At 60.5% G+C, this 22,052-nt stretch carries 22 protein-coding genes; 4 read left to right on the top strand and 18 right to left on the bottom strand.

All coding sequences use genetic code 11. The features are described from left to right. The first annotated feature begins 164 nt into the window (after positions 1 to 164). Both DW892_RS05695 and gltA read left to right on the top strand, forming a co-directional pair. A complete protein-coding gene (locus tag DW892_RS05695; RefSeq protein WP_006235793.1) occupies positions 165 to 1,004 on the top strand; it encodes a sulfide/dihydroorotate dehydrogenase-like FAD/NAD-binding protein in 840 nt (279 codons plus the stop codon). Then, entirely contained in the window at positions 995 to 2,404 is a 1,410-nt protein-coding gene (gltA, locus tag DW892_RS05700) for an NADPH-dependent glutamate synthase (protein WP_089572633.1), read from the top strand. Before DW892_RS05695 ends, gltA begins: the two co-directional genes overlap by 10 nt. A 234-nt stretch (positions 2,405 to 2,638) precedes the next feature. On the opposite strand, the gene DW892_RS05705 is transcribed toward gltA, so the two are convergent. Beyond that, complete coding sequence (locus tag DW892_RS05705) at positions 2,639 to 3,823, bottom strand: hypothetical protein (RefSeq protein ID WP_117766311.1); 1,185 nt, start codon at positions 3,821 to 3,823, stop codon at positions 2,639 to 2,641. Between the two features lie 205 nt (positions 3,824 to 4,028). After that, positions 4,029 to 5,648, bottom strand: coding sequence for an LPXTG cell wall anchor domain-containing protein (locus DW892_RS05710; protein WP_117766313.1), 1,620 nt, complete (start codon positions 5,646 to 5,648; stop codon positions 4,029 to 4,031). Positions 5,649 to 5,865: 217 nt separating this feature from the next. On the opposite strand from DW892_RS05710, the gene DW892_RS10495 reads away from it, so the two are divergent. Beyond that, positions 5,866 to 7,269, top strand: a complete 1,404-nt coding sequence (locus tag DW892_RS10495; RefSeq protein ID WP_199577685.1) for a helix-turn-helix transcriptional regulator — start codon at positions 5,866 to 5,868, stop codon at positions 7,267 to 7,269. A gap of 52 nt (positions 7,270 to 7,321) precedes the next feature. On the opposite strand, the gene DW892_RS05720 is transcribed toward DW892_RS10495, so the two are convergent. From DW892_RS05720 to purF, 13 genes are all read right to left on the bottom strand, one after another. Further along, complete coding sequence (locus DW892_RS05720; RefSeq protein ID WP_117766315.1) at positions 7,322 to 7,945, bottom strand: AAA family ATPase; 624 nt, start codon at positions 7,943 to 7,945, stop codon at positions 7,322 to 7,324. A 48-nt stretch (positions 7,946 to 7,993) separates the two neighbouring features. Continuing rightward, on the bottom strand, positions 7,994 to 8,632 hold the full coding sequence (locus DW892_RS05725; RefSeq protein ID WP_035136551.1) for an amino acid ABC transporter permease: 639 nt from the start codon (positions 8,630 to 8,632) through the stop codon (positions 7,994 to 7,996). Positions 8,633 to 8,635: 3 nt separating this feature from the next. After that, positions 8,636 to 9,382: an amino acid ABC transporter permease gene (locus DW892_RS05730; RefSeq protein WP_035136546.1), complete on the bottom strand. Its 747-nt coding sequence runs from the start codon at positions 9,380 to 9,382 to the stop codon at positions 8,636 to 8,638. Positions 9,383 to 9,407: 25 nt separating this feature from the next. Continuing rightward, entirely contained in the window at positions 9,408 to 10,283 is an 876-nt protein-coding gene (locus DW892_RS05735) for a transporter substrate-binding domain-containing protein (RefSeq protein WP_117766317.1), read from the bottom strand. Between the two features lie 8 nt (positions 10,284 to 10,291). Beyond that, positions 10,292 to 11,023: an amino acid ABC transporter ATP-binding protein gene (locus DW892_RS05740; RefSeq protein WP_117766319.1), complete on the bottom strand. Its 732-nt coding sequence runs from the start codon at positions 11,021 to 11,023 to the stop codon at positions 10,292 to 10,294. 360 nt (positions 11,024 to 11,383) lie between these two features. Next, positions 11,384 to 11,827: a GatB/YqeY domain-containing protein gene (locus tag DW892_RS05745; protein WP_006235801.1), complete on the bottom strand. Its 444-nt coding sequence runs from the start codon at positions 11,825 to 11,827 to the stop codon at positions 11,384 to 11,386. A gap of 54 nt (positions 11,828 to 11,881) precedes the next feature. Next, positions 11,882 to 13,102, bottom strand: a complete 1,221-nt coding sequence (locus DW892_RS05750) for a peptidylprolyl isomerase (protein WP_117766321.1) — start codon at positions 13,100 to 13,102, stop codon at positions 11,882 to 11,884. A 224-nt stretch (positions 13,103 to 13,326) separates the two neighbouring features. Then, complete coding sequence (locus DW892_RS05755; RefSeq protein ID WP_117766323.1) at positions 13,327 to 13,794, bottom strand: PTS sugar transporter subunit IIA; 468 nt, start codon at positions 13,792 to 13,794, stop codon at positions 13,327 to 13,329. 65 nt (positions 13,795 to 13,859) lie between these two features. Next, positions 13,860 to 14,327, bottom strand: coding sequence for a PIN domain-containing protein (locus DW892_RS05760; RefSeq protein WP_199577687.1), 468 nt, complete (start codon positions 14,325 to 14,327; stop codon positions 13,860 to 13,862). After that, positions 14,324 to 14,668: a type II toxin-antitoxin system RelB/DinJ family antitoxin gene (locus tag DW892_RS05765; RefSeq protein WP_117629795.1), complete on the bottom strand. Its 345-nt coding sequence runs from the start codon at positions 14,666 to 14,668 to the stop codon at positions 14,324 to 14,326. The genes DW892_RS05760 and DW892_RS05765 overlap by 4 nt, the downstream gene beginning before the upstream one ends. A 151-nt stretch (positions 14,669 to 14,819) precedes the next feature. Beyond that, positions 14,820 to 15,518, bottom strand: a complete 699-nt coding sequence (purN, locus tag DW892_RS05770) for a phosphoribosylglycinamide formyltransferase (protein ID WP_117766325.1) — start codon at positions 15,516 to 15,518, stop codon at positions 14,820 to 14,822. Then, positions 15,508 to 16,611, bottom strand: a complete 1,104-nt coding sequence (purM, locus tag DW892_RS05775) for a phosphoribosylformylglycinamidine cyclo-ligase (protein ID WP_117766327.1) — start codon at positions 16,609 to 16,611, stop codon at positions 15,508 to 15,510. The genes purN and purM overlap by 11 nt, the downstream gene beginning before the upstream one ends. A 157-nt stretch (positions 16,612 to 16,768) precedes the next feature. Continuing rightward, positions 16,769 to 18,439, bottom strand: a complete 1,671-nt coding sequence (gene purF / locus DW892_RS05780) for an amidophosphoribosyltransferase (RefSeq protein WP_117564038.1) — start codon at positions 18,437 to 18,439, stop codon at positions 16,769 to 16,771. Positions 18,440 to 18,725: 286 nt separating this feature from the next. Between purF and DW892_RS05785 the strand changes: the two genes are divergently transcribed. Beyond that, the gene (locus tag DW892_RS05785; RefSeq protein ID WP_117564037.1) at positions 18,726 to 19,955 is read left to right on the top strand and encodes a putative ABC transporter permease; all 1,230 of its coding nucleotides are present in this window, start codon (positions 18,726 to 18,728) and stop codon (positions 19,953 to 19,955) included. A 90-nt stretch (positions 19,956 to 20,045) separates the two neighbouring features. On the opposite strand, the gene DW892_RS05790 is transcribed toward DW892_RS05785, so the two are convergent. The 3 genes from DW892_RS05790 to purE form a co-directional block, all read right to left on the bottom strand. Further along, positions 20,046 to 20,465, bottom strand: coding sequence for a molybdenum cofactor biosynthesis protein MoaE (locus tag DW892_RS05790; RefSeq protein WP_233504102.1), 420 nt, complete (start codon positions 20,463 to 20,465; stop codon positions 20,046 to 20,048). Between the two features lie 64 nt (positions 20,466 to 20,529). After that, positions 20,530 to 21,528: a class B sortase gene (locus DW892_RS05795; protein WP_117766329.1), complete on the bottom strand. Its 999-nt coding sequence runs from the start codon at positions 21,526 to 21,528 to the stop codon at positions 20,530 to 20,532. Between the two features lie 35 nt (positions 21,529 to 21,563). Beyond that, a complete protein-coding gene (purE, locus tag DW892_RS05800; RefSeq protein WP_006235810.1) occupies positions 21,564 to 22,028 on the bottom strand; it encodes a 5-(carboxyamino)imidazole ribonucleotide mutase in 465 nt (154 codons plus the stop codon). Positions 22,029 to 22,052 lie beyond the last annotated feature (24 nt).

Raw genomic sequence — 22,052 nt, forward strand, 5'->3', positions numbered from 1 at the left:
TAAACCCTTTTCCCAACCGCCGAAGACACACGTAAACAGCATGTCCATGAGGGTATAATTTGCACCGTATGTCTGCACAACGCCTGTGCGCGTACGGTTTTACTCGGGCTACCGTCCATTTCCGTGGAGGCACGGTTCGGCGGCCCTAACAAGAGAGGGGTTCTATGTATAAGATCCTGGAGAAGACGCAGTTCTCGGAGAAGGTGTTCAAGTTCCGCATCGAGGCGCCCGCGATCGCCAAGCATGCGCACGCTGGACAGTTCCTCATGGTTCGCGCCAACGAGACGGGCGAGCGCGTCCCGTTTACCCTAGCTGGTTGGAACGGTGACGAGGGCTGGGTCGAGTTCATCTTCATGGTGATCGGCAAGACCACCGAGATGCTTTCCACCTATGAGGCCGGCGAGTCACTGCGCGACGTCGTGGGCCCGCTGGGCGTTCCCACCGAGATGGCCGAGGGCCCCTGCGCCGTCATTGGCGGCGGCGTCGGCCTGGCAATTGCCTTCCCGGTCGCCAAGCACCTGGTCGAGACCGGCCACGAGGTCCACGCCATCATGGGCGCCCGCACCAAGGACCTCCTGCTCATGGAGGACCAGTTCCGCGAGCTCCTCGACGAGGACCACATCCACATCACCACCGATGACGGCTCCTACGGCGAGCAGGGCGTTGTCACCGCTCCGCTGGAGCGCCTGCTGCAGGACAAGGCCGTGAGCCAGGTCTTCTGCGTCGGCCCCGTTCCGATGATGAAGTTCTCGACCCTCACCGCCCAGAAGTACGACACCCCCATCACCGCGTCGCTCAACCCCATCATGGTTGACGGCACCGGTATGTGCGGCTGCTGCCGCGTCGAGGTGGGCGGCGTGACCAAGTTCGCTTGCGTCGACGGCCCCGACTTCGATGCCACCCTGGTCGACTGGGATGACCTTCGTGCCCGCCAGGCCGCTTACCGTTCCGAAGAGGGCGAGTCCCTCAAGGCCTATGAGGAAAAGAGCTGCGCATGCCACTAGTTAACGGTCGTTTCGTTGCCGATATGAAGTCGCCCCGCACCCCCGATAACGAGGAGCCGGCTGCCGAGCGCGCCTGCGACTTCCGCCCCGTCGACAAGGGCTTCACCGAGGAGATGGCGCTGGCTGAGGCCGAGCGCTGCCTCAACTGCAAGAAGCCGTTCTGTGTTGAGGGCTGCCCCGTCAACATCAACATCCCCCGCTTTATCGAGCAGATCCGCGCGAAGGACTTCGGCGGCGCTCTCGATACCATCCGCGAGGACTCCATGCTTCCCGCCATCTGCGGCCGCGTCTGCCCGCAGGAGAACCAGTGCGAGGGCAAGTGCATCCGTGGCAAGAAGTCCGAGCCCGTGGCCATCGGCCAGCTCGAGCGCTTCCTGGGTGACCGCCCCGAGCTCGCTTCCACGCCCAAGATGGCTCCCAAGAACGGCAAGAAGGTCGCCGTCGTCGGCTCCGGCCCGTCCGGCATCACCTGCGCCGGCGAGCTCGCCCGCAACGGCTTTGACGTCACCGTCTTCGAGGCATTCTTCACCGGCGGCGGCGTGCTGGTCTACGGCATCCCCGAGTTCCGTCTGCCCAAGGCAGTCGTCAAGCGCGAGATTGACGGCCTGGAGGACATGGGCGTCAAGTTTGAGTACAACTCCGTCGTGGGTAACATGGCCACGGCCGAGGAGCTGTTCGAGCAGGGCTTCGACGCCATCTACGTGGCGACCGGCGCTGGCCTGCCCAAGTTCCTCAACGTCCCCGGCGAGAACCTGCCCAACGTCTTCTTCGCGAACGAGTACCTCACCCGCGTGAACCTGATGAAGGCCAACAAGTTCCCCGAGTACGACACCCCCACCAAGCACGGCAAGAACGTCGTCGTCTTTGGTGGCGGCAACGTGGCTATGGACGCCGTCCGTACCGCCAAGCGCCTGGGCGCCGAGCACGCCATCATCGCTTACCGCCGTACCGAGGACGAGATGCCCTGCCGTCGCGCCGAGCTGCACCATGCTAAGGCCGAGGGCGTCGAGGTTCTGCCGCTCGTCTCCCCGCTCGAGTTTGTCGCTGGCGAGGACGGCTCCGTGTGCGCCGTCAAGGTCCAGAAGATGGAGCTCGGCGAGCCCGACGAGTCCGGCCGTCGTCGCCCGGTGCCCATCGAGGGCGCCATCGAGGAGATCCCCTGCGACGTCGCGATCTCGGCTATCGGCACCAACGCCAACCCCTTCGCTGCCAAGATCGGCGGCAAGATGGAGCTCAACAAGTGGGGCTACATCGTCGCCGACGAGGAGACCGGCCAGACCACCGATCCCCGCATCTGGGCCGGCGGCGACATCGTCACCGGTGCCGCTACGGTCATTCTGGCGATGGGCGCCGGCAAGAAGGCCGCCGCTTCCATCACCAAGAGCCTGCTGGGCGAGTAATCACCTACAGCGCTCGCCATCAAACGGCAAAGTCCCCGTCGAGCACACGCCCGGCGGGGACTTTTTTCTATGCCGGCCGCCCCAACCACCACGATGGGGACAGGCACCTTTGTGGTGGTTGGGGACTTGCCCGGTCGTTTTGTCTCAATCTGTAACAGTTAGAGGCTAAATATCCCGCTTGGTGTTACAGATTGAGATTGTGCTGAAGCCGAGGATGGGCGCCGTCGCCAAAACCTAACGCTTGCGGCGCTTGGTCGCAGCGATGCCTGCCGCGGCAACGGTTGCGCCGGCGATGCCCAGGGCGGCGACCGTCATCGCGGCGCTATCGCCCGAGGCGGCCAGGGCGGTGTCGGCTTTCTCGGCCGGAGCGGCCTTGGCGACCGTTTTGGTCACCGTAATCGTCTTAGCTGACGTTACGGCAGGCTTGACCTCCGGTTTGACCCCCGGCTTCTGCTCGGGCTTCACCTCGGGCTTCACCTCGGGCTTGACCTCGGGCTGCGGCGCCGGCATCTCCGGGTCGACCGGGACCGGCTTAGCCTCGGGCGTAAACGTCAGGTCGGTGATTAGCCATAGCGTACGGAACAAGCCGGGAACAGGCGCATGCTCGCTTGCCTTATCCACCCGATAACTGCACTCCACGCCATTGACCATCAGTTTAATGTTAGACGTAAAGAAGAAATCCCACGCCGGCTTAAAGTACAGGCCATAGCGATAGGTCACACCAGATTTAAAAGCGTCGATGTGGTTGGTGATTTTCCGGTCCCAGAATATATCGGAGTTCACTTCACTGCCATCGCTGCCCGTCCAGAACTCACACTGAAGAATGGAGTTCGAGCCCGCCGGAGTGTCTGCCGTAAAGTCCGGTTTATCGCCCGCCCTAAAGATGGTGGTGGCGTCGTCAATCTCGATAACGTCGATAGTTTGCCAATCATCAACCGGCTGCTCGCACAGCATATTGGCCGCATTGGGCGCAAACACGCCATCGACGGTCTTATCTGTCACGTCGGTCACACCATGCGACGTAATGGCGTCGTTTGCCGGCGCGGCGGCGTTGTCGCTGGGATTGTTTTGTTCAGCGGGTGCCGCATTGTTAGACTCATCGGCGGCGTCAGCCGGAGTCGTCTGCTGAGGTTCGGCGACAGTTTGTGCCGCCAGAGCAGCGTCGGTTGCAGGCGTGGTCGCCGGAGCCGCATCCTCCGCAACTGCCGGCGTCACCAGAGCTGCGGCAACCTCGCCCGTCGCGGCGGCGGAATCCGCGCACTCGGTCGCGAGCGCCACGCTCGGCAGCAGTAGCTGGACGATCATGAGTGCGCACGCACCGACGCTGGCAATCTTCACGCCCACGCAACGCCAAGTACCGTGAACGAGCGAGCAAGCGCGCTCGCGCTGGGTTTGCTTATCAAAGTGGCTTCCGTTCATAACGGCCTCCCTAATCGAAGGATTAACGCCACTACAAAGGCGCCTGTCCCTTTGCGGTGGTCCTGTACAACCAAGATGCGCCAAATGGCCCCGTACGCCTAGGTTCGTACATGCGAGCCCAGGCTGTTACCTACGAAAATACAAAAAGCTGCCGCGAAGACACTTATGCCCACACAGCGGATAAAAATGGCTGTGAAAGCTAATGCTAGCTGCTGCGGCGCTTGGACGCGACGAAGCCGGCGCCGATGACGGACGCACCGGCAATGCCGAGGGCTGCCGCCGCCATCGCAGCGTTGTCGCCTGTGGCAGCCAGAACACCGGAAGCGTTTTTGGCGCCGGCGGCAGTCTTGGTCGTAACGGTCTTGGTGACCGCCGTGGCGGTCTTTACGTCCTTGTCTACGGACTTGAGGCCAGGCTTCTGCTCGGGATTGGGTATGGGGTCGGGATCGGGCTCCGGCGTCGGCTCTGGATCGGGCGTCGGCTCCGGCTCCTGTCCGTCTCCAAAATCAATCACTACATCATGGGCGACCTCAGCAGAACCGACGATATCCGTAATGGCAGACGAACCGGCAACACCGACGACCTGCCCGTTCTGGGAGCTCGGCCATTTCCCCGTATCGACAACCTTTTTCACATCGCGCACGGCACCGTCCGTCGGAGTCGTAATCATCGCGTTTCCTCGTAAATCGATCATCGCGGCACGGAACAGCGTCGCAGTCGCGTCGTTGCAGTTGATCGCATAGATTCCCGCAGTCGCGCCCGAGGCCTCAATCTTCGATTTGCGAATCTTGATACGAGGCGTTTCCGACCCGGTGTTTGCCTCTGCCATGATTCCAAAACTTTGATTGCGGACGGCATCGATGCCGTTTGCAGCAGACAGGCTTCGAGACGTAAGATTCGACTCCTCGACAAGCATCCACACCGCACCGCTTTGCGAACGCGCGCTGATGCCCGCCGAGAGCGAAGCCGCACTGCCGGCGGAAAGCGCGACATCGGCTCTGTTGACGATTTTCATGAGGGTATTCTTTTTGATACCGACCGTATTGATGCACACGGAAACCTGCCAGGCATCGGCTGTCTTGATCGACAGGTTGGCGGCATCGATCGTGACGTCGCCCCCGTGCACGGAGACATAATCCGGTTCTTCCTGCTCGCCTTCCTGAGCAGCGTGTCTACTGGGAAGGTTATCGGCAAAGATACCGTAGGTGCCCACCGTTGGACGCCAAGATCCTTCCGCCGATTTTGCCTCGATTTTGACATCGGCGCCCTTATCGATCGTCACGCTGCCGGCCGTCGCGCGAATGCCCGTCGCACTGTTCACTGCGCCCGAAGCCGTCACGTTGACGTTGGCGCCGCTGATGGTCACATCGCCACCCGCATTGCCGTCGCCTTCCGCCGCAATCACATCGGTCTGGGCCGTCGCATTAAGGGTGCCGTCGCCGGTAATGGCAAGGTTGCCGTTCTTGGCAGCAATAGCGCTCTGACCGGCATCGGCCGTGATGGTGTTGGTGCCCGCCACATCGATGGTGAGGTTGCCCTGAGCGCTGATGCCGGTACCGTCGTAGCCGTTGAGCTTCATGTCGTTAGCGCCATCCCAGGACCAGGTTCCCGCATCGTCGCCGGCGGCAGTGCCCGCGTCGTACTGCGTGCCGCCCACGTTGACCCAGTCGGCGGCGAGCGCCACGCTCGGCAGCAGCAGCTGGCCGGCCATGAGCGCGCAAGCCCCCGCGCAGGCAAGCTTGGCGCCCACGCGACGCCACGTTCCATGAGAGAGCGCGCACGAGCAGCCGTGGTCGATTGGGTTGTCATGGATTTGCTTTCGCATGTGAGCCTCCTTGTCGTAAGGGGTGCTTCTATAACACCATGTTACGGGAAGATATCCGGATCCTGGGACACAAATTCTCATGTGGCGCACCTGCCAGCGCAAAAGGCAACGAGCATGCAATTGGCAAGCGCACCCCGCCCCCCACGAAAGGCCTGCCCCCTACCGTCATGGTCTACAATCGAGGGCACGATTGTTCCGTCCACCCAAAGGACCGTCCTTGAACCTGAGTAAGCCTAAAATCAACGCGCTTCTGGCACTTGCGCTCTTTACCTTTGTCTTTCTTGCCGCCGAGTTTCGATTCGACATCAATGTCGGGCTACTCACCGGTGCCGAACGCGTTGTGCTCGCACAGGGCTTTATCCTGGACGCCAGCGTGATCGGCTTTATCGGATATGCGCCGCTGCTCGGGCTCGCACAGCGCAAAGGCCGGCCTCAGGCAGTTGTCAGCGCCGCCGTCCCCATCGCCATCTTGGGGTTGACTCAGATTCAGTCCCCCACGAGCCCGCTTGCGCTCGAGATCCTGGGATGCCTCGCATTCCTCGGACTCGGCCTACTGGGCGGCGCGGCACACCATGCCTTCGCAACGACATTCCAAGACGATCCCAAGCTCGCCACCGGTGCGGGAGCAGCCTATGCCGCGGGCATCCTGATGCAGTTCGCCATCAACCTGCTCAATTGCGGTGGCATCGTCGAGCTCATCATTCTTGGCGCGGCAACGATCGCCATCTCTGCCCTCAGCGTCGTTCCCCAAAAGGCTGCCGAGAGCTCCAGCCCCGCCATCAATCCCTTTGTTGAGCCATCGCACGCCCTTGCCAAGCAGGCGTGTTGGAGCATCGCGCTCGTCCTGATTCTTGCCTGCTTGTTCTCGACCCTCGACAACGTGGTCACGCTCCCCAACGCCCACGGCACCATTGCCGTGCAAACATGGCCGCGCCTCTTTTTGGCGGCGAGCGGCCTTGCCGCCGGCATTATCTTTGATCTTGCCGAGCGCCGATACATGGGACTTGTCATGCTCGGCATCGCCGTGCTCTCGACCATTTCCATCCTGGCCGTGGAAGCCGGCGCCGATCCCAACCTGGGCCTTGTCGTCTTTTACCTGAGCTCGGGCTTTTTCGTCACGTTCTTTACCGCCACGTTTACTCAGCTGGCACCGCGCATGCACGTGCCCGCCTTCTGGGCCGGCATGGGCCGTGCGGCCAATAACGTGTGCGCGTTCACCACGTCGGGCGTCTCGCTTGCGCTTGTGACCTCTGGCAACGTCGCCCTCATCATGATTGGCGCGGTCGTGCTTCTCGTCGCCGCCTGCGCAGCATTCGTGGCAGCCGGCTTGTTCCGCCTGCCCCAAACCGAGCAGGAGCGCGAACATCAACAGCTTGCCGAGGAGGCACTGGCAGCACCGAGTATCGAGGAGCAGCGTCAGGTCTTCATCGTCAACCACGCTCTCACCCCGCGCGAAGTCGACGTGCTCATAGCCGTGACCCAGGATGAACGCCCGCTCAAGCAGATCGCCGAGGAGCTCGGCATCTCGATGCGCATGGTACAGCGCCACCTGAGCTCCATTTATCAAAAGACCGACACGCAGACGCGCGCCGGTCTCACCAAGGCCTTTCCCTCGGCCTAAAACAAAAACCACCACAAAGGTGCCCGTGTCCCCCTTGTGGTGGTTTGGTCGGTTAGTCTTCGAGCTGCGCTACTTTGTAGCGGTAGGCAGCGGCGATAACGTCTTTGCAGCCCTCGCGGCCCAGCTTGGCGCGGTTGACGACGATGTCCTTACCGCTCGTCATCTTCCACTTGCCGGCGCTATAGCGCTTATAGAACGCCTCGCGCGCCTTCTGCTGCTGCTTGACCAGCTTGGCGCCCTTCTTTTTGTTAAGGCCACGCTTCTTGCGCACAATCTCGACGCGATCCTCAAAGGGTGCGGTCACCAACACAGCAATGTGGTTGGGGTTGTTACGCAGCAGATAATCGGACAGACGACCCTCGATAATGCAGCTCTCGGTCTCGCCCAGGTCCAAGATCACCTGGCTCATCTTTTGGAACAACTTATCCGAGTACGAACGCGCATCGTAGCGGTCGGGCAGAAACGCCATGTTCTCCACAGCCAGACGCTCGTCGTAGGCGGCCATCTTATCGAGCGACTCGCCCGCGCGCAGCGACGCACGCACCAGCAGCTCGTTGTCATACAGCGGAATCCCCAACTCGTCGGCAAGCATGCGACCAATCTCGTGGCCCTCGGCGCCAAAGTCGCGCGCGATGGAAATGACCACAGGATTCTTCTTATTCTCCAGATCGCTCATCGCGATTCCTTTCTCTATGTGACAAAGGGGCTGTCCCTTTGCCACATTCTACGCTGCCACCATTCGCCTCTGATATGCCCTCACCAGCAGCGAGATACCAAAGTTGAGCACAAAGTACATCGCAAACACCAGGCCGTAGAGCATAAGCACCTGCGACAGATCGATCGCGTGGGCCATCACAACATTTGCCGTGTACATGAGCTCGGCCACGTTAATGCCCGAAAGATACGAGCTGTCCTTGATGACGGTCGTGCACTGGCTAAACAGCGCCGGGATGATTGTCTTAAACGTCTGCGGCAGAATGATGTAGCGCATGGTGGCAAAGAAGCCAAAGCCCTGGCTCTGCGCTGCCTCAAACTGGCCGCGCGGAATCGAGTTGAGGCCGCCGCGCACAATCTCGGCCATAACAGCGCTGGTAAACAGCGTAAAGGCGATGGTCGAAATCACAATGTCCAAACCCTGCACCGTAAAGTAGATAAACAGGATCCACAGCAGGTTCGGCGTGCAGCGGAACAGCTCGATATAGGCGCTCACCAAAATACGGAACGGACGGGGCGCATAGCTCTTAACGAGCGCCAGCACCGTGCCAAAGATGAGCGAGAAAAAGATCGACAGTACCGAGATCTCAATGGTCTTAACAAAGCCGCCCCAAATGTAGAGCAGGTTGGTCGCGTTGAAGATTTCCATGCGCTAGGCCTCCTCTACGTTGTCGAGTCCCAGCTCGGCCAGGCTCACGCCGCGCGGACGCTCCTTGGAGCGGCGCTCGAGCCACTGCACCAGCATGGCGAGCGGAAAGCAGATGATGAAATACATAAGGCAGCAGACGATGTATCCCTGCAGGTACCCGTACAGACTCACAAAGTTGTCGGAACGGTACATAAGGTCGCCGCCGGCCACAAGCGCCAGCACCGACGTGTTCTTGACTAGGTTGAGTGCCTGGTTACACAGCGGCGGCAGAATGATCTTGAACGTCTGGGGCAGCACGATGTACCAGTAGGCCTGCGCACGGGTGAAGCCCTGGCTCTGGGCCGCCTCCATCTGACCGCGCGGAACCGCCTCGATACCGGTGCGGATGACCTCGGAAATGTAGGCCGCGTGATACAGGCCCACACCCAAGAAGCCCAGCACGAACGGCGCAATGCGCACCGGCTGGTCGGCACCGGTTATGGCCTGCAAAAACTGCGGACCGGCCATGTACATAAAGAGCACCTGCACGGGCAACGGGGTGTTCTGGTAAAACTCCACGTACACGCGGCTTATGGCGCGCAGCACGCGCGAGCGAGTGGTAGAGAACACGCCCAGCAGCGTGCCCAGCACCAGCGACAGCAGCAGGCCGGCAACGACCACTTGCAGCGTCACGCCAAAGCCCTCCCAGAAGGGCCCCATGTTTTGAAATGTCGTCGACCAACGGTCGGCGTCAAATAATCCTTCGAGCATTTGATTCCTTCCTTGGACGATGCGCCTATACAAGACCCCAGGTCTTGACCTCTTGGTCGAGCCAGCCATCGGCCAGGCGATCGCAAATCACCTGATCGACCACGGCCGAAAGGTCGCAGTCCTTCTTGGTCGCCACGCCGTAGCCCTGCTCGCCAAACTTGACCTCGGGCTGCAGCAGCTCGACGGTCTCGTTCATATAGCCGGCCAGCGTGGAGCGGTCCATGGCAAAGACGTCGATATTGCCGGCGTCGAGCGAACTCTTGATGATGGGGTAGCCGCTAAAGGCCCTAAACTCGGGCTTACAGGTAAAGCCGTTGTCCTTGATCATCTGCTCGATCAGGCCCTGCGTGGTGGCACCCTGGCTCACGCCGATGACCTTGCCGTCCAGGTCCTCAATCGAGGTAAAACCCGAACGCTTCTTGACCATGAGTCCCACGTAGTCGGTGCGATACGGCGTCGAGAAATCCCAGCTCTTCTTGCGCTCGTCGGTGATGGTGTAGGTTGCCGCGACCACGTCGAGCTGGCCGTTATCGATCAGCGGGCCGCGCGTCTTGGGCGTTACATCGGTAAACTCGACCAGCTCCTGGGCGCGGGCCTCCTTGTAGCTCACGCCAAAGACGGCAGCGGCGATTTGGTAGCACAAATCGACTTCCATGCCCTCAAAGCGACCCTTGGCGGTGTCGTAATAACCGTAGCCGGGAACGTCTTTCTTGACGCCGGCGTTCAGGTGGCCACGCGACTTGATGGCCGCAAGCTTGGACCCCTTGTCGGAGGCCTCGCCGCTGGTGGAGTTGCCGCAACCGGTGAGCGCAGTCCCCGTCAGCGCGAGCATGCCAGCGCCCGCCAGCTGCAAAAAGTGACGGCGCGACACGGCCGCCCTCGTCATATCCGTCATGTCCATCACCGCGCCTAGTGCAGAATCTTGGACAGGAACTCGCGGCAGCGCGGGTTCTCGGGGCTATCGAAGAAGTGCTCGGGCGTGCCCTCCTCAAGGATGCGGCCGTCCTCCATAAAGATGACGCGGTCGGCCACCTGGCGCGCAAAGCCCATCTCGTGCGTCACGCAGATCATGGTGATGTCCTCCTGCGCGAGCTCAATCATAACGTCCAGGACTTCCTGCACCATCTCGGGGTCGAGTGCCGAGGTCGGCTCGTCAAACAGGATGATGGGCTGCTTAGTGCACAGGGCACGGGCGATGGCGATGCGCTGCTGCTGGCCGCCCGAGAGATTCTGCGGATACTCGCCGGCCTTATGCGCCATGCCGACGCGCTTGAGCGCTGCGATGGCGATCTCGGTCGCCTCCTCCTTGCTCTTCTTTTGCAGCTTGATGGGCGCGAGCGTCAGGTTGCCAAGCACCGTCATGTTGGGATACAGGTTGAACTGTTGAAACACCATGGAGCTGTACTTGCGAGCCATCTCCAGGTGATTCTTCTTGGTAAGCGGCGTGCCGTCGATAATGACCTCGCCCGACGTGGGCTCCTCAAGATAATCGACGCAGCGGATGAGCGTCGACTTACCCGAACCAGAGGGCCCGATCATTACGAGCTTCTCGCCGCGCTTGACGGTGAGGTTGATATCTTTGAGCACATGCAGGTCGCCAAAGTACTTGTTGAGATGCTTAATCTCGATCATGTCTGCCATGAATGTCCCTTCCCTGCGTTTACACGAGTTGAACTATTGTACGGAAAGAACCACGTTTCCGCAGCCCACACTACATTCCCGTAAAGAACCCGCAATCTTCCACCTGCTCGTTGGCACTCATTGGGGACAGACTTAAATGAGTACCTGCTCATTGGGCACTCATTTAAGTCTGTCCCCAATGAGCGCTCAACCGCCCTTGTTGAGCATAAGTCAGCGAAAACCCGTACACGCGAGCAAGGTGACGTGAAATGAAAGGGCGCAGACCTTATGGTCGCGCCCTTGAAATTGAACGTCAGATTGCCGCGTGTACGGGTTTGCAGCGTCGAGCCGTTACGCGGTTTGGTAAAACCGCGTAACAAATTACGCGAGTTTGGCTCCGACGATCTTGGCCGCGGCAGGCTTGTCGAAGTTGCCGCCAGTGGCCTTACCCAGAGCGCCCATGACCTGGCCCATCTGCTTCTTGGACGTGGCGCCCAGCTCGGCGATGACCTGCTCGATCAGGGCCTCGAGCTCCTCGCCCGAAACCTGCGCGGGCAGAAGGCTCTCCAGAATCTTGACCTGCTCGGTCAGGTTGTCGGTACGCTCTTGGTCGGTGCCGGCCTTGATGGACATCTCCAGCGTCTCGCTCGTCTGCTTAATCAGACGCTTGATCATGCTGTTGACGTCTTCCTCGGTCACATCGCGGCGCTCATTGACCTCGATATTCTTCACCTCGGCCTTGACCTGGCGAATGATGGACAGGCGAACCTTGTCCTTAGCCTTCATGGCCGCGATCATTTCCTTCTGCAGCTCTTCGTTGGTCATCTGCAAATCCTCTCTAATAGCGTGGGCGGCACTCGCGCGAGCACCGCCCCATGATTACTCAGTCGTCGACGAATCGTCGGTCGAGCTCTTGGTGACGCCCTTCAGGCTCACGTTGTAGGGCACATCCTTGGGCATGGGGTTGACGGTAATGTCGGCGTCTTTCTTGTACTGCTCCAGCCACTCGCTGTATGCAGTACTGGCCGCCTGCGTCTTCACCACGTTGGAAACGTACTTCTTGATGTCCTTGGGCACCTGGTTGATGTCATCAACCTGATTATCGACATGGAAGTAGTCGGTGCACTTGATGATGTGGTAGCCATAGGTCGACTCGACGACTTCGCTCACGTCGCCCTTGTTGAGCCCCTCGAGCGCCGTCTGGTAGCTGTCGACAAAGGTGGTGAGCTTATCCCAGCCCACATCGCCCTTCTTCTCCTTGGAACCGGTGTCCTCGGAGTACTGTTCAACGGCATCCTCAAAGCTCAGCTCACCGGAGTTGATCTTGTCCAGGCACTCCTGCGCCTTGGCCTTGGCGGCAGCCTTGTCCTCGTCGGAAGCGTCGGAATCAACCTTGATCAGGATGTTCGACGAGCGACGGGCGTCATTGTAGTTGGACAGGTTCTCGTTGATGTAATCGACAATCTCGCTGTCCTTGGGCTTGCTTGTGGGCGCTACCGCATCCTTAAGCTTTTGCTGCGCCAGGCTCTCCTTGAGCGAGTCCTTGTAGGTGTCCTCGGTGTAGCCGTAGGTCTTAAGGGTCTTCTTAAAGGCCTTGGCACCGCCCGCGCTCTTGCACGCGTCCTTCCAAGCCTTCTCGACCTCCTCGTCCGACACCGTCACGCCGTTCTCCTTCTGTGCCTGTTGAAGCAGAATCTGCTGCGTGTAGGAGTCGATGAGTTGCTTGCGGTACTTCTTGGGCGTGAGGTCGTTGTCGACCAGATACTGTGCCCAGTCCTTGTCCTTGGTGTAGCCGTAGGACGTGCGCATGCTCATGATCTGCTTGGTCACGGTGTCCTCGGTGAGGTTGGTGCCGTTGATAGTGGCAGCTACACCGCCGGTAAGCTTGTAGCCCGAGGTATCCTCTGCCTGCGACATCAGGCCGGAGCACGCCATGGCCGAGACGGAAAGCAGCATTGCCAGCACGCCGATGACCACCAGAACGATCTTGACGGTCTTGGACACGCGGGTCTTGCGCTGCTTCTTGCGAGAGCTGGAGGCGGCGCGAGCCTGCTGCTCGGGCGTCGGCTCGGGTGCGAGGTTCTTTTTCTTATTTGCCATAGTTGGCCTTTCGCATAACGAATCGAACAAACGCCATTGTGTCACAACGCAGCCCCCGCGGCACGCTTGGTGCATTGGGGACAGGTTAATCTGCACCATTTTGGTGCAAAGGGGACAGCTCTGGCAGCCGGCAGTTAGGGACGTTCCTTTTCTGCCGACAGTTAGGGACAGTCCCCAAGTGCCGGCACATAAGGAACGTCCCTAGGTGCCGGTTTAGCCCCACCTTAGAAGTGACGGCGGATGGCGTCGACCATGCCCTGGGGCGTGGTCTGGCCGAGCACGTCGGCTGCGGCATCGGCGTCCATAAAGATATTCATGAGCGCCTGCAGGGCCTCGACCTGGCCGCCCGGCTCGGCAATGCCCAGGTTGATGACGATCTGCGCCGGCACCGGAGCGCCCATGCCAGCCATAGCGTTAAATATCACGGGCGCGGCGGGCTTCACCACCGCGATATAGGGCTTGGCCACAAACCCCGGATCGGTATGCGGAATGGCAATGTTTGCCGCCGGCATGGCAAGACCCGTGGGATAGGCATCCTCGCGCGAGCGAACGGCGTCGAGCCAGCCGGACGCAATGTAGCCGCGCGGGGCAAGCTCGCCCTCAAGCCGCGCGAACACCTCATCCGGCGTCGCACACTCCCAATCAAAAAACACCAGCTCAGGCGAGAAAAGCGCCTCGGCGTTATCCGCCATACCGTCCTCCAAAGTTGCATGGGGTTCACATTGCCCCATATGATAGCGAAACCAGACAGACAAGGTTAGTCGAGGATCCCAATCATCTCGAGTGCACGCGCGGGCGTCAGGCAAACCTCGGGCATCGCCTCCAACATGCGCCGGTCGCTCGTGACCACGTAGTCAACATCTGCCGTCTCGCCCGAAGCAATGATGAGGTTGTCTTCAAGATCCGGCATACGCTTGCCAAGCATGCGTGCCATCTCGCACTCTGCCAACGAAAGTGGAGAGGCCGTTGCTACCTGCATCATATGCTCGATGCAGGCCCATGACGCCGAGGCAAACGACACGCTAATCCCGTTCGCATTCCGCCGGGCTAGACGCCGAGGCAAAATGTAGAACACATCCTTTGCCGTCGTGGGCGCATAAAGAAGGTCGACCTTTCCCGCCTCGGCCAGTTCAACCAATCTCTTCGCTTCATCGAATGCCCCCTCTTGCAGGTAATAATCGAGCCAAACGTTCGTATCTACAAGCAGGCGTTTTGCCTCGATCATCGGCAATTCGCCTCGATGTCGGCAATCATCGCGTCATACATATCATCTCGTACGGCATCCCAGTCTTCCGCAGATGATCCACCTGGCGCAAAATCCGAAGCGCTTAGCCCCAACGAGGAAAAAGCTAGGCCACACCCCTGCTCGGCCAGGCTCTCCGCACGGGGCGCCTCGCGCTTATCCGCTACCATAAATCCCGGCAACGTTTGATGCTCGACAAGATAGACCCAAAGCGCACGAATAGCATCGCTCGCCCCCAATCCATTGCGAGTTAGGACCGCGTCGCCACCAGCCTTGAGCATAGGATCGATTCGCGTGTTGAGCTGCACCGTTGCTGTACCCATAGCGGCTCCTCTCTATCTGCTAGCAGTATAGCAAACATGAAAGGCCACGCAAAAGGGCCCCGCCCGCACACGGACGAGGCCCTATCAGATTTCTTGGTTCTGATGAAGCTTTCACATCTCAAGGAAACCAAGGAGACCCTTTTTCAAGCGACTAGCGCGCCGGGTCAACTGCCACCTTGCCGCTCTCCAGCACGTGAACGCGGCCGTCGGCGAGCATTTGCACGACCTCGGGATACAGCACGTGCTCAATCGCATGGATGTGCTCCTCGAGCGTGTCGACATCCCAGCCCTCCTCAACAGCCAGCGCACGCTGGGCGATGATGGGACCGTTGTCGTAGACCTCGTTGGCAAAATGCACGGTCACGCCAGTTACCTTGACGCCACGCGCGAAGGCATCGTCAATCGCGTGCGCGCCGGTAAAGCTCGGCAGCAGCGCCGGATGCAGGTTTACCACGCGGTTGGGAAACGCCGCCAGCAGAGGCGTGCGCACCATGCGCATGTAGCCGGCCATGACCACATACTCGCAGCCGCGCTCGAGCAGCTCGTGCGCGATGATCTCGTCGGCGGCAATAGGGTCGGCATAGACATCCTTGGACAGCGTAAGCGTCTGGATTCCCGCGCGCTCAGCGCGCTGCAAACCCTTAGCCGAAGGACGGCTCGACACCACAAGCTCAATAGAAGCGTTGAGCTTGCCGGCGACAATCAGATCGATCAGCGCCTGCAGGTTGGTACCCGAACCGCTGATGAGCACACCGATCTTGAGCGGCTCGGCCGTATCGGTGCCGGTCGGACGGGTGTAGGGCACAAAGCCCAGGCCCTCGGCGGCAGTCATCTGCTCGTTAACGCTCATCGGAGTACACGACCTTACCGGAACCCTCGACGCACTCGCCCACGCGGAACGGCTTCTCGCCCAGCGCGACCAGTGCCTCGGTAACCGCGGCCTCGTCCTCGGGGGCGACGATCAGACACAGGCCGACGCCCATGTTGAAGGTCTTGCATGCCTCGCTGGGCGCAAGCTCGGCCTGGCGCGACACGTAGGTGATGACGGGCGGAACGTCCCAGCCCATCTCGGCACCGTTGCGGGTGACCACGGCGTCGACGTCATCGGCGAGCGCACGGTTGAGGTTCTCGGTAATACCGCCGCCAGTGATGTGGGCGATGGCGTGCACGTTGGCGCCGCCGCGCAGCAGCTCCAGGATCGGCTTGACGTAGATGCGCGTGGGGGCCAACAGAGCGTCTGCCAGCGATGCACCGCCGAGCTCCTCGAGCGGACGGCTCAGCTCCTCGGCCTTAGCGACGGCCTCGGGCGTGCCCGGCTTAACGCCGTCGACGCCAATGACTTTACGCACGAGCGAGTAGCCGTTGGAGTGCACGCCGGTGGAAGGCAGGCCCAGGATCACATCGCCCGGGCGGACGTTTGCGGGGTCGAGCATCTTGGGACGGTCGACGACGCCCACGGTAAATCCGGCAAGGTCGTAGTCGGCAGGAGCCATGACGCCCGGGTGCTCGGCCATCTCACCGCCCACGAGCGCGCAGCCCGCAAGCTTGCAGCCGTCGGCCACACCCTTGATAATCTTTGCCATGTGCTCGGCCTCGATGTGACCGATGGCAACGTAGTCCAGGAAGAACAGCGGCTCGGCGCCCGAAGCCAGAATATCGTTGACGCACATAGCGACCAGGTCCTGGCCAACCGTCTCGTGACGGTCCATGATCTGGGCGAGCACGAGCTTGGTGCCCACGCCGTCGGTACCGCTAATCAGGATCGGGTCTTCCATATCCTTGAGCGCGGCGGCCGAGAACAGGCCGCCAAAGCCGCCGATGCCACCGATAACCTCGGAACGGTTAGTGTCCTTGACCATCTGCTTAATCGCGTCGACGGCGCGGCCGCCCTCGGCGGTGTCGACGCCGGCGTCCTCGTACGTCACATGCTTGCTGTCGCTCATCTGAGCCTTCCTCTCCCACTACAGTGGCGCCGCACGGGCGCCAAACGGTGCTCATAGTTGCGTTCATTTCGGCGCGCGCCATAACAGCACGCGCCGTCATATCAACAAAACAGCAGGTAAAACCTACCAAAATAAACCTGTCCCCATATGGCAGGTTTTATGCCTCGCCGTGCTCCTCTTCCCAGCTGCGGTCGTCGTATTTCTCGATCACGGCGTCGTCGTCAAAGTGCAGCGGCTTGTCCAGGTTGCGGGGCTTAAAGCCCTCCATAAACTTGTCGCGGCCAAAGCTCTCGGGAATCGCCACGGGGTAGCGGCCGGTAAAGCACGCATCGCAGTAACCGCCCTTGGGCATGACCTTCAGCAGGCCCTCGACCGAAAGGAAGGCCAGCGAATCGGCGCCGATATACTCGCAAATCTCGTCGACCGTCTTGTTGGCGCTGATAAGCTGCGACTGCACGTCGGTATCGATACCGTAGAAGCACGGCCAGATGACCTCGGGCGAGTTGATGCGGATATGAATCTCCTTGGCGCCGGCGTTGCGCAGCATCTTGACGAGCTGCACCATGGTGGTGCCGCGCACGATGGAGTCGTCGATGACGACCAGGCGCTTGCCCTCGATGTTGTCGCGCAGCGGGTTGAGTTTCATACGCACGCCCATGGCGCGCAACTCCTGCGTAGGCTCGATAAACGTACGGCCCACGTAGCGGTTCTTGATAAGGCCCTCGCCAAAGGGAATACCGCTCTCGTGCGAATACCCCTCCGCAGGCGGCAGGCCGGAGTCGGGCACGCCGATGACCAGGTCGGCCTCGACAGGCTCCTCATGTGCCAGCTGACGACCCATGTCGTAACGGCAGGCATAGACGCTCTTGCCGTTCATGATGGAGTCGGGGCGGGCAAAGTAGACCTGCTCAAAGATGCAGTTGGCGGGCTCTTCGGCTGCAGGCACGCCCTGCTCGGATACCAGGCCCTCGGCGCTGATGCGCAAGATCTCGCCGGGACGGACGTCACGGACGTACTCGGCACCCACGATGTCGAGTGCGCAGGTCTCGGAAGCAACGACCCAGCCGCCGGCGCGCGTGACACGGACGGCGGAGTCGACCGTCGCGGCGCCGTCCTGCGACGGCAGCTGCGAAACGGCTGCGGCATCGGCCTGGTCCAGACCCTCGTCCACCAGCTTGCCCAGCACGAGCGGGCGAATGCCGTGTGGATCGCGGAATGCGTAGAGCGCCTGCTCGTTGATGAGCGTCATGGCGTAGCCGCCGCGCACGAGCTCCATGGTCTTGCGAATACCCTCGCGTAGGTGGCCCGTACGCTGGGTAAAGTAGCCGATAAGCTTGGTCGCGACCTCGGAATCCGAATTGGAGAGGAACGGCACGCCCAGCTCGATCAGCTGACGGCGCAGCTCGTCGGTGTTGACGAGGGTGCCGTTGTGCGCGAGCGCGATAATGACGCTATTGATGGTAGAGAGGTGCGGCTGAGAGGCTTCCCAGCTCTTGGCGCCGGCAGTGCCGTAGCGCACATGACCCACGGCCAGCTGGCCGGAGAGCGTCGACAGGTCGGCGTTGGAGAACACGCGGTCGAGCAGGCCCAGATCTTTGCGGACCATAACCGTGCCGCCGTCACCCACGGCGATTCCAGCCGATTCCTGGCCACGGTGCTGCAGCGCACGCAGGCCAAAGTACGTCAGTCGAGCCACGTCGCGATCGGGTGCCCATACGCCGAAAATGCCACATTCCTCATGCAGCTGGTCGGAGTCCGGATCATACGTCGACATGGTGTTCACCTGTCCCGCGGCACGCTCGGCCGCGCGGATGGTTTCTTGAGACATGGTATCCCCTCAGAGCCTCGTATTTTTGGCGTTACCCGCCTTATTATACGCACGGCAAGACAAGCACTCCCGCGCGTGAACAGCGCTTTTTAAAAGCCCACCGAGCTAATAATCAGTTTTGTTGCCAAACATTTTATCGGTCTGTCCAGTGTAAGTGCCCGCGCCCCCAGATGGCCGCCGCGTCCGCCGTTGGGGATTACAAAGTTGCAATTGGGACGTTCGTCCTGTCTTTTGGCAGGTCGGCGGCGTATCCTTATAACCTACAACAAAGCGAGAAAGGTTCTGTATGGATCGAAACGAACTCGACCCCAGCGTCCCCAGCGCCACGGAGGTCAAGAAGATCCCCCTCATCATTAAGGTGTACGCCGTCCTGTGCATCCTTTCCGGCGTGGGCACGCTCCCGTCAGTCGCTGCCTTTATGTGGCAGGTCATCACGGCACTTGTTAACGGCAACGCCACCGAAAAGCTCGGCGATAACACGCTCGTCGCAGTCGGCCTTATCGTCGCCGGCATCATGCTCTCTGCGGCAAGTGCCGTCATCCTAATCATCTTTGGCCTGGACCTTATCAAAAACCAGCGCCGTAACGCCGCCCGCCTGTCCTACATCCTTATTGCATTCACCGTCGTCGAGCTTTTGGTCGACGTGATGCTCCAGGGCATCGGGCCCTTCCTACTGCGTCCCGCGATCCAGCTCGGCATCCTTGTTGCACTTTCGGCAACCGTCGACCCCACGCTGCGTCAGGAGCGCGAACTGCAGCGCCGCCTGCAGGAGATGCTCGACCGCGACGCCGCCGCCGAGGGCATGCTCGGCCGCGATGAAACCGGCGAGGGCTACATCAAGCTCAACTACTTCAACCTGTTCTGGGTGTTCTTTGTCTGCTGCATACTCGGCCTGATCGCCGAGGACATCTGGCACATGACGGTCGACGACCCGGGCGTCTATCAGAACCGCGCCGGCATGCTGTTTGGCCCCTTCAGCCCCATCTACGGATTTGGCGCCGTGCTCATGACCATGGTGCTTAACCGCTTCTACAAAAAGAACCCCATCATCATTTTCCTGGTGAGCGCCCTGCTCGGCGCCAGCTTTGAGGTGTTCGTGGGCTGGTTTATGCAGACCGCGTTTGGCGTGGTCTCGTGGAGCTACTCGCACATAACGCTGTTCGGTTTGCCCGATCCGCTCGTGGTCCTCACGGGCGGACGCACCTGCACGGGCTTCGCCTGCCTGTGGGGCCTGGGCGGCCTCATCTGGATCAAGCTGCTGCTGCCGAGGCTGCTTAAGCTTATCAACAAGATCCCCTGGAAGAGCCGCTACTCGGCCACCGTCATCTTTACCGTTATCATGCTGGTCGACGGCGTCATGACGCTGCAGTCGCTCGACTACTGGTACCAGCGCGTTAACGGCACGGAGCCGGACATTCCCGTCGCACAGTTCTACGGAGAGCACTTCGATAACGAGTACATGGAAAACCGCTTCCAGAGCATGACCATGAGCCCCAAGGATGCGACGCGCGTGTAGCGCCCACCGCGCCCAAAACGCAAAATGCCCGCCGGTATCACACGTACCGGTGGGCATTTTTATAAACGATCCTTCTATCGACGCAAGCCTCTACGCCTCGCGCTCGACCTCACTCACGCATTCGTTCTTAATGGTGCCAACGAGCGCCTGCAGCGCATCGACCACGTGCGGGCGAATGTCCCCGCCGATGAGCACGAGCATGATGTCGTCACCTACGGCAAGCTCGCCGCTTGCCAGCCACACACGCACATAGCCGATACCCGGCATCGCACGCGTCGCCTCGATAGCAGCCTGCACCTTCTGAGCATCGAAGCCAAACACCATGCCGCCCACCTTATGCCCAGGCGCCACGCCATCGGTCTCGACTCCGCGCACCTCAGCCTTGGGCGTCGCGCGCACCACACCGTTATGCGTCAGATACATCCCACAGCCTGCCGCCGAAGCATCGGCCTTGGCCTCGCGCAGCCAAGCATCAATCGAAGGCATCAATTTGCCACTCTCGAGCATCATTTCTCCCTTACCGTCGTCGAGTAGCCAATTTGGGACGGGGCCTTTTTAGCTACTCTCGAACAACTTATTCCTCGACCGGCGTGAGTACCATGACGGCGCGTGTGTTGCTCAGCGACAGCGAACGACAGGTCACAAGCGTTACAACCTTAGTTGCCGAAGCGGCACGATCGGTGGCATCACTCGCCACGGCAGAAGCGCCGTCGAGCATCTCGGACAGGTAGTTCTTGAGTCCGTCGTCGCCCTCAAAATTGGTCGTGCGCGCCTTGGCATACGTGTCCTCGACCACCTTGGTCGCCAGCGGACGCAACTTATACGTCGCATCGCGCGTGATGTAGTACACATATTCAACGCTATCGAACGTTGCCTGGTCAGTCGTATCCGAAATCACGTTGAACATCGACCCATCGTTCATATGGTGGCCGTAGATCGTGGTCTGCTGGTCGACCATTCCCGGCGCGGTGTCATCGCTATCCAAGAAGATGGCACCCGAGGCGTTAGACGTGCCATCGAACAGCGTGTTGAGGTATTTGGAGTTGTTGTTGGTCTGCACCACGGGATAGTTGATGTTGGTTCCCGGCACGTAAATCCAACCCACAATCTCGGGGTTCGTCTGAGCAAGTGCATCAAAGTCGATAATCGGCACGCCGCTGGCGTCCTTATCGCTTACATATTGCTTCTCGATTTTCTGATACGAATCGCTCGCCTGCTTATAGCCAATCTGGGCATTGATAAAGATGGCAGCGGCGGCAACAATCAGACCGATGCCCACGATGATGAGCAGAATAGGAATGATGGAGCGGCGCTTTTTACGCGGCGACTCGGTGTAATCCGACGGCGTGGCATGCGATGAAGACCGGGGCGGCTTCTTAGCGGTGCTATAAGATGAAGGTCGATATGCGGCCGGCGCGTCCTGTCGACGATGCGTCGCCGGTGTCACGGGGCGCGGCGCGCGCGGCTGCTGAGGAGAGGATGTCCGACCCTGCTGTGCCGCATGGGCAGCACCCGGCTTCGACGGATCGGGAATCTGAGAAGCCTTGAATCGTTTTCCCTGATAATCGGACATGGCTCTCCTTATACTGCGGTGAAACGGCGGAACGCCTAGGCGTCGGCCATCTCCTGCTTCATCTTCTCGATAACCTTGCGGTACTCGGGGTCGCATGCGCCCAGAATCTGCGTGGCGTAAATGGCGGCGTTCTTGGCGCCGTTGATGGCAACGCAGGCCACGGGCACGCCCGAAGGCATCTGCACCATCGACAGCAGCGAATCCATACCGCCCAGGTCACTCGTCTTCATAGGTACGCCGATAACCGGCAGCGGCGTAAAGGCGGCCACGACACCACCCAGGTGAGCGGCCTTGCCGGCGGCGGCGATAATCACTTTGATACCGCGATCGGCAGCAGTCGAAGCCCACTCGTGGACCTTCGCCGGTGTGCGGTGTGCGCTCGCAATGACGAGCTCATAGGGCACACCGAGCGCCTCGAGCTCGGCGGTGCAGCCTTCCATAACACCCAGATCGGACTTGGAGCCCATGATGATCCCGACAACCGGCTTTTGATCTGCCATAAACAAAGACCTCCTGTTGAGAGC

This window comes from Collinsella sp. AM40-7AC, assembly GCF_003468125.1.
Taxonomy (GTDB): Bacteria; Actinomycetota; Coriobacteriia; order Coriobacteriales; family Coriobacteriaceae; genus Collinsella; species Collinsella aerofaciens_O.

Coding starts and splice junctions, on each gene's coding strand:
- DW892_RS05785 (WP_117564037.1), top strand. CDS start 18,726: ATGGATCGAAACGAACTCGACCCCAGCGTCCCCAGCGCCACGGAGGTC.
- DW892_RS05795 (WP_117766329.1), bottom strand. CDS start 21,528: ATGTCCGATTATCAGGGAAAACGATTCAAGGCTTCTCAGATTCCCGAT.
- DW892_RS05790 (WP_233504102.1), bottom strand. CDS start 20,465: ATGATGCTCGAGAGTGGCAAATTGATGCCTTCGATTGATGCTTGGCTG.
- DW892_RS05725 (WP_035136551.1), bottom strand. CDS start 8,632: ATGGAAATCTTCAACGCGACCAACCTGCTCTACATTTGGGGCGGCTTT.
- DW892_RS05710 (WP_117766313.1), bottom strand. CDS start 5,648: ATGCGAAAGCAAATCCATGACAACCCAATCGACCACGGCTGCTCGTGC.
- purE (WP_006235810.1), bottom strand. CDS start 22,028: ATGGCAGATCAAAAGCCGGTTGTCGGGATCATCATGGGCTCCAAGTCC.
- DW892_RS05695 (WP_006235793.1), top strand. CDS start 165: ATGTATAAGATCCTGGAGAAGACGCAGTTCTCGGAGAAGGTGTTCAAG.
- DW892_RS05740 (WP_117766319.1), bottom strand. CDS start 11,023: ATGGCAGACATGATCGAGATTAAGCATCTCAACAAGTACTTTGGCGAC.
- DW892_RS05735 (WP_117766317.1), bottom strand. CDS start 10,283: ATGGACATGACGGATATGACGAGGGCGGCCGTGTCGCGCCGTCACTTT.
- gltA (WP_089572633.1), top strand. CDS start 995: ATGCCACTAGTTAACGGTCGTTTCGTTGCCGATATGAAGTCGCCCCGC.
- purM (WP_117766327.1), bottom strand. CDS start 16,611: ATGAGCGACAGCAAGCATGTGACGTACGAGGACGCCGGCGTCGACACC.
- DW892_RS05760 (WP_199577687.1), bottom strand. CDS start 14,327: ATGATCGAGGCAAAACGCCTGCTTGTAGATACGAACGTTTGGCTCGAT.
- DW892_RS05750 (WP_117766321.1), bottom strand. CDS start 13,102: ATGGCAAATAAGAAAAAGAACCTCGCACCCGAGCCGACGCCCGAGCAG.
- DW892_RS05745 (WP_006235801.1), bottom strand. CDS start 11,827: ATGACCAACGAAGAGCTGCAGAAGGAAATGATCGCGGCCATGAAGGCT.
- DW892_RS05755 (WP_117766323.1), bottom strand. CDS start 13,794: ATGGCGGATAACGCCGAGGCGCTTTTCTCGCCTGAGCTGGTGTTTTTT.
- DW892_RS05705 (WP_117766311.1), bottom strand. CDS start 3,823: ATGAACGGAAGCCACTTTGATAAGCAAACCCAGCGCGAGCGCGCTTGC.
- DW892_RS05765 (WP_117629795.1), bottom strand. CDS start 14,668: ATGGGTACAGCAACGGTGCAGCTCAACACGCGAATCGATCCTATGCTC.
- DW892_RS05730 (WP_035136546.1), bottom strand. CDS start 9,382: ATGCTCGAAGGATTATTTGACGCCGACCGTTGGTCGACGACATTTCAA.
- DW892_RS05720 (WP_117766315.1), bottom strand. CDS start 7,945: ATGAGCGATCTGGAGAATAAGAAGAATCCTGTGGTCATTTCCATCGCG.
- purN (WP_117766325.1), bottom strand. CDS start 15,518: ATGAGCGTTAACGAGCAGATGACTGCCGCCGAGGGCCTGGGCTTTGTG.
- purF (WP_117564038.1), bottom strand. CDS start 18,439: ATGTCTCAAGAAACCATCCGCGCGGCCGAGCGTGCCGCGGGACAGGTG.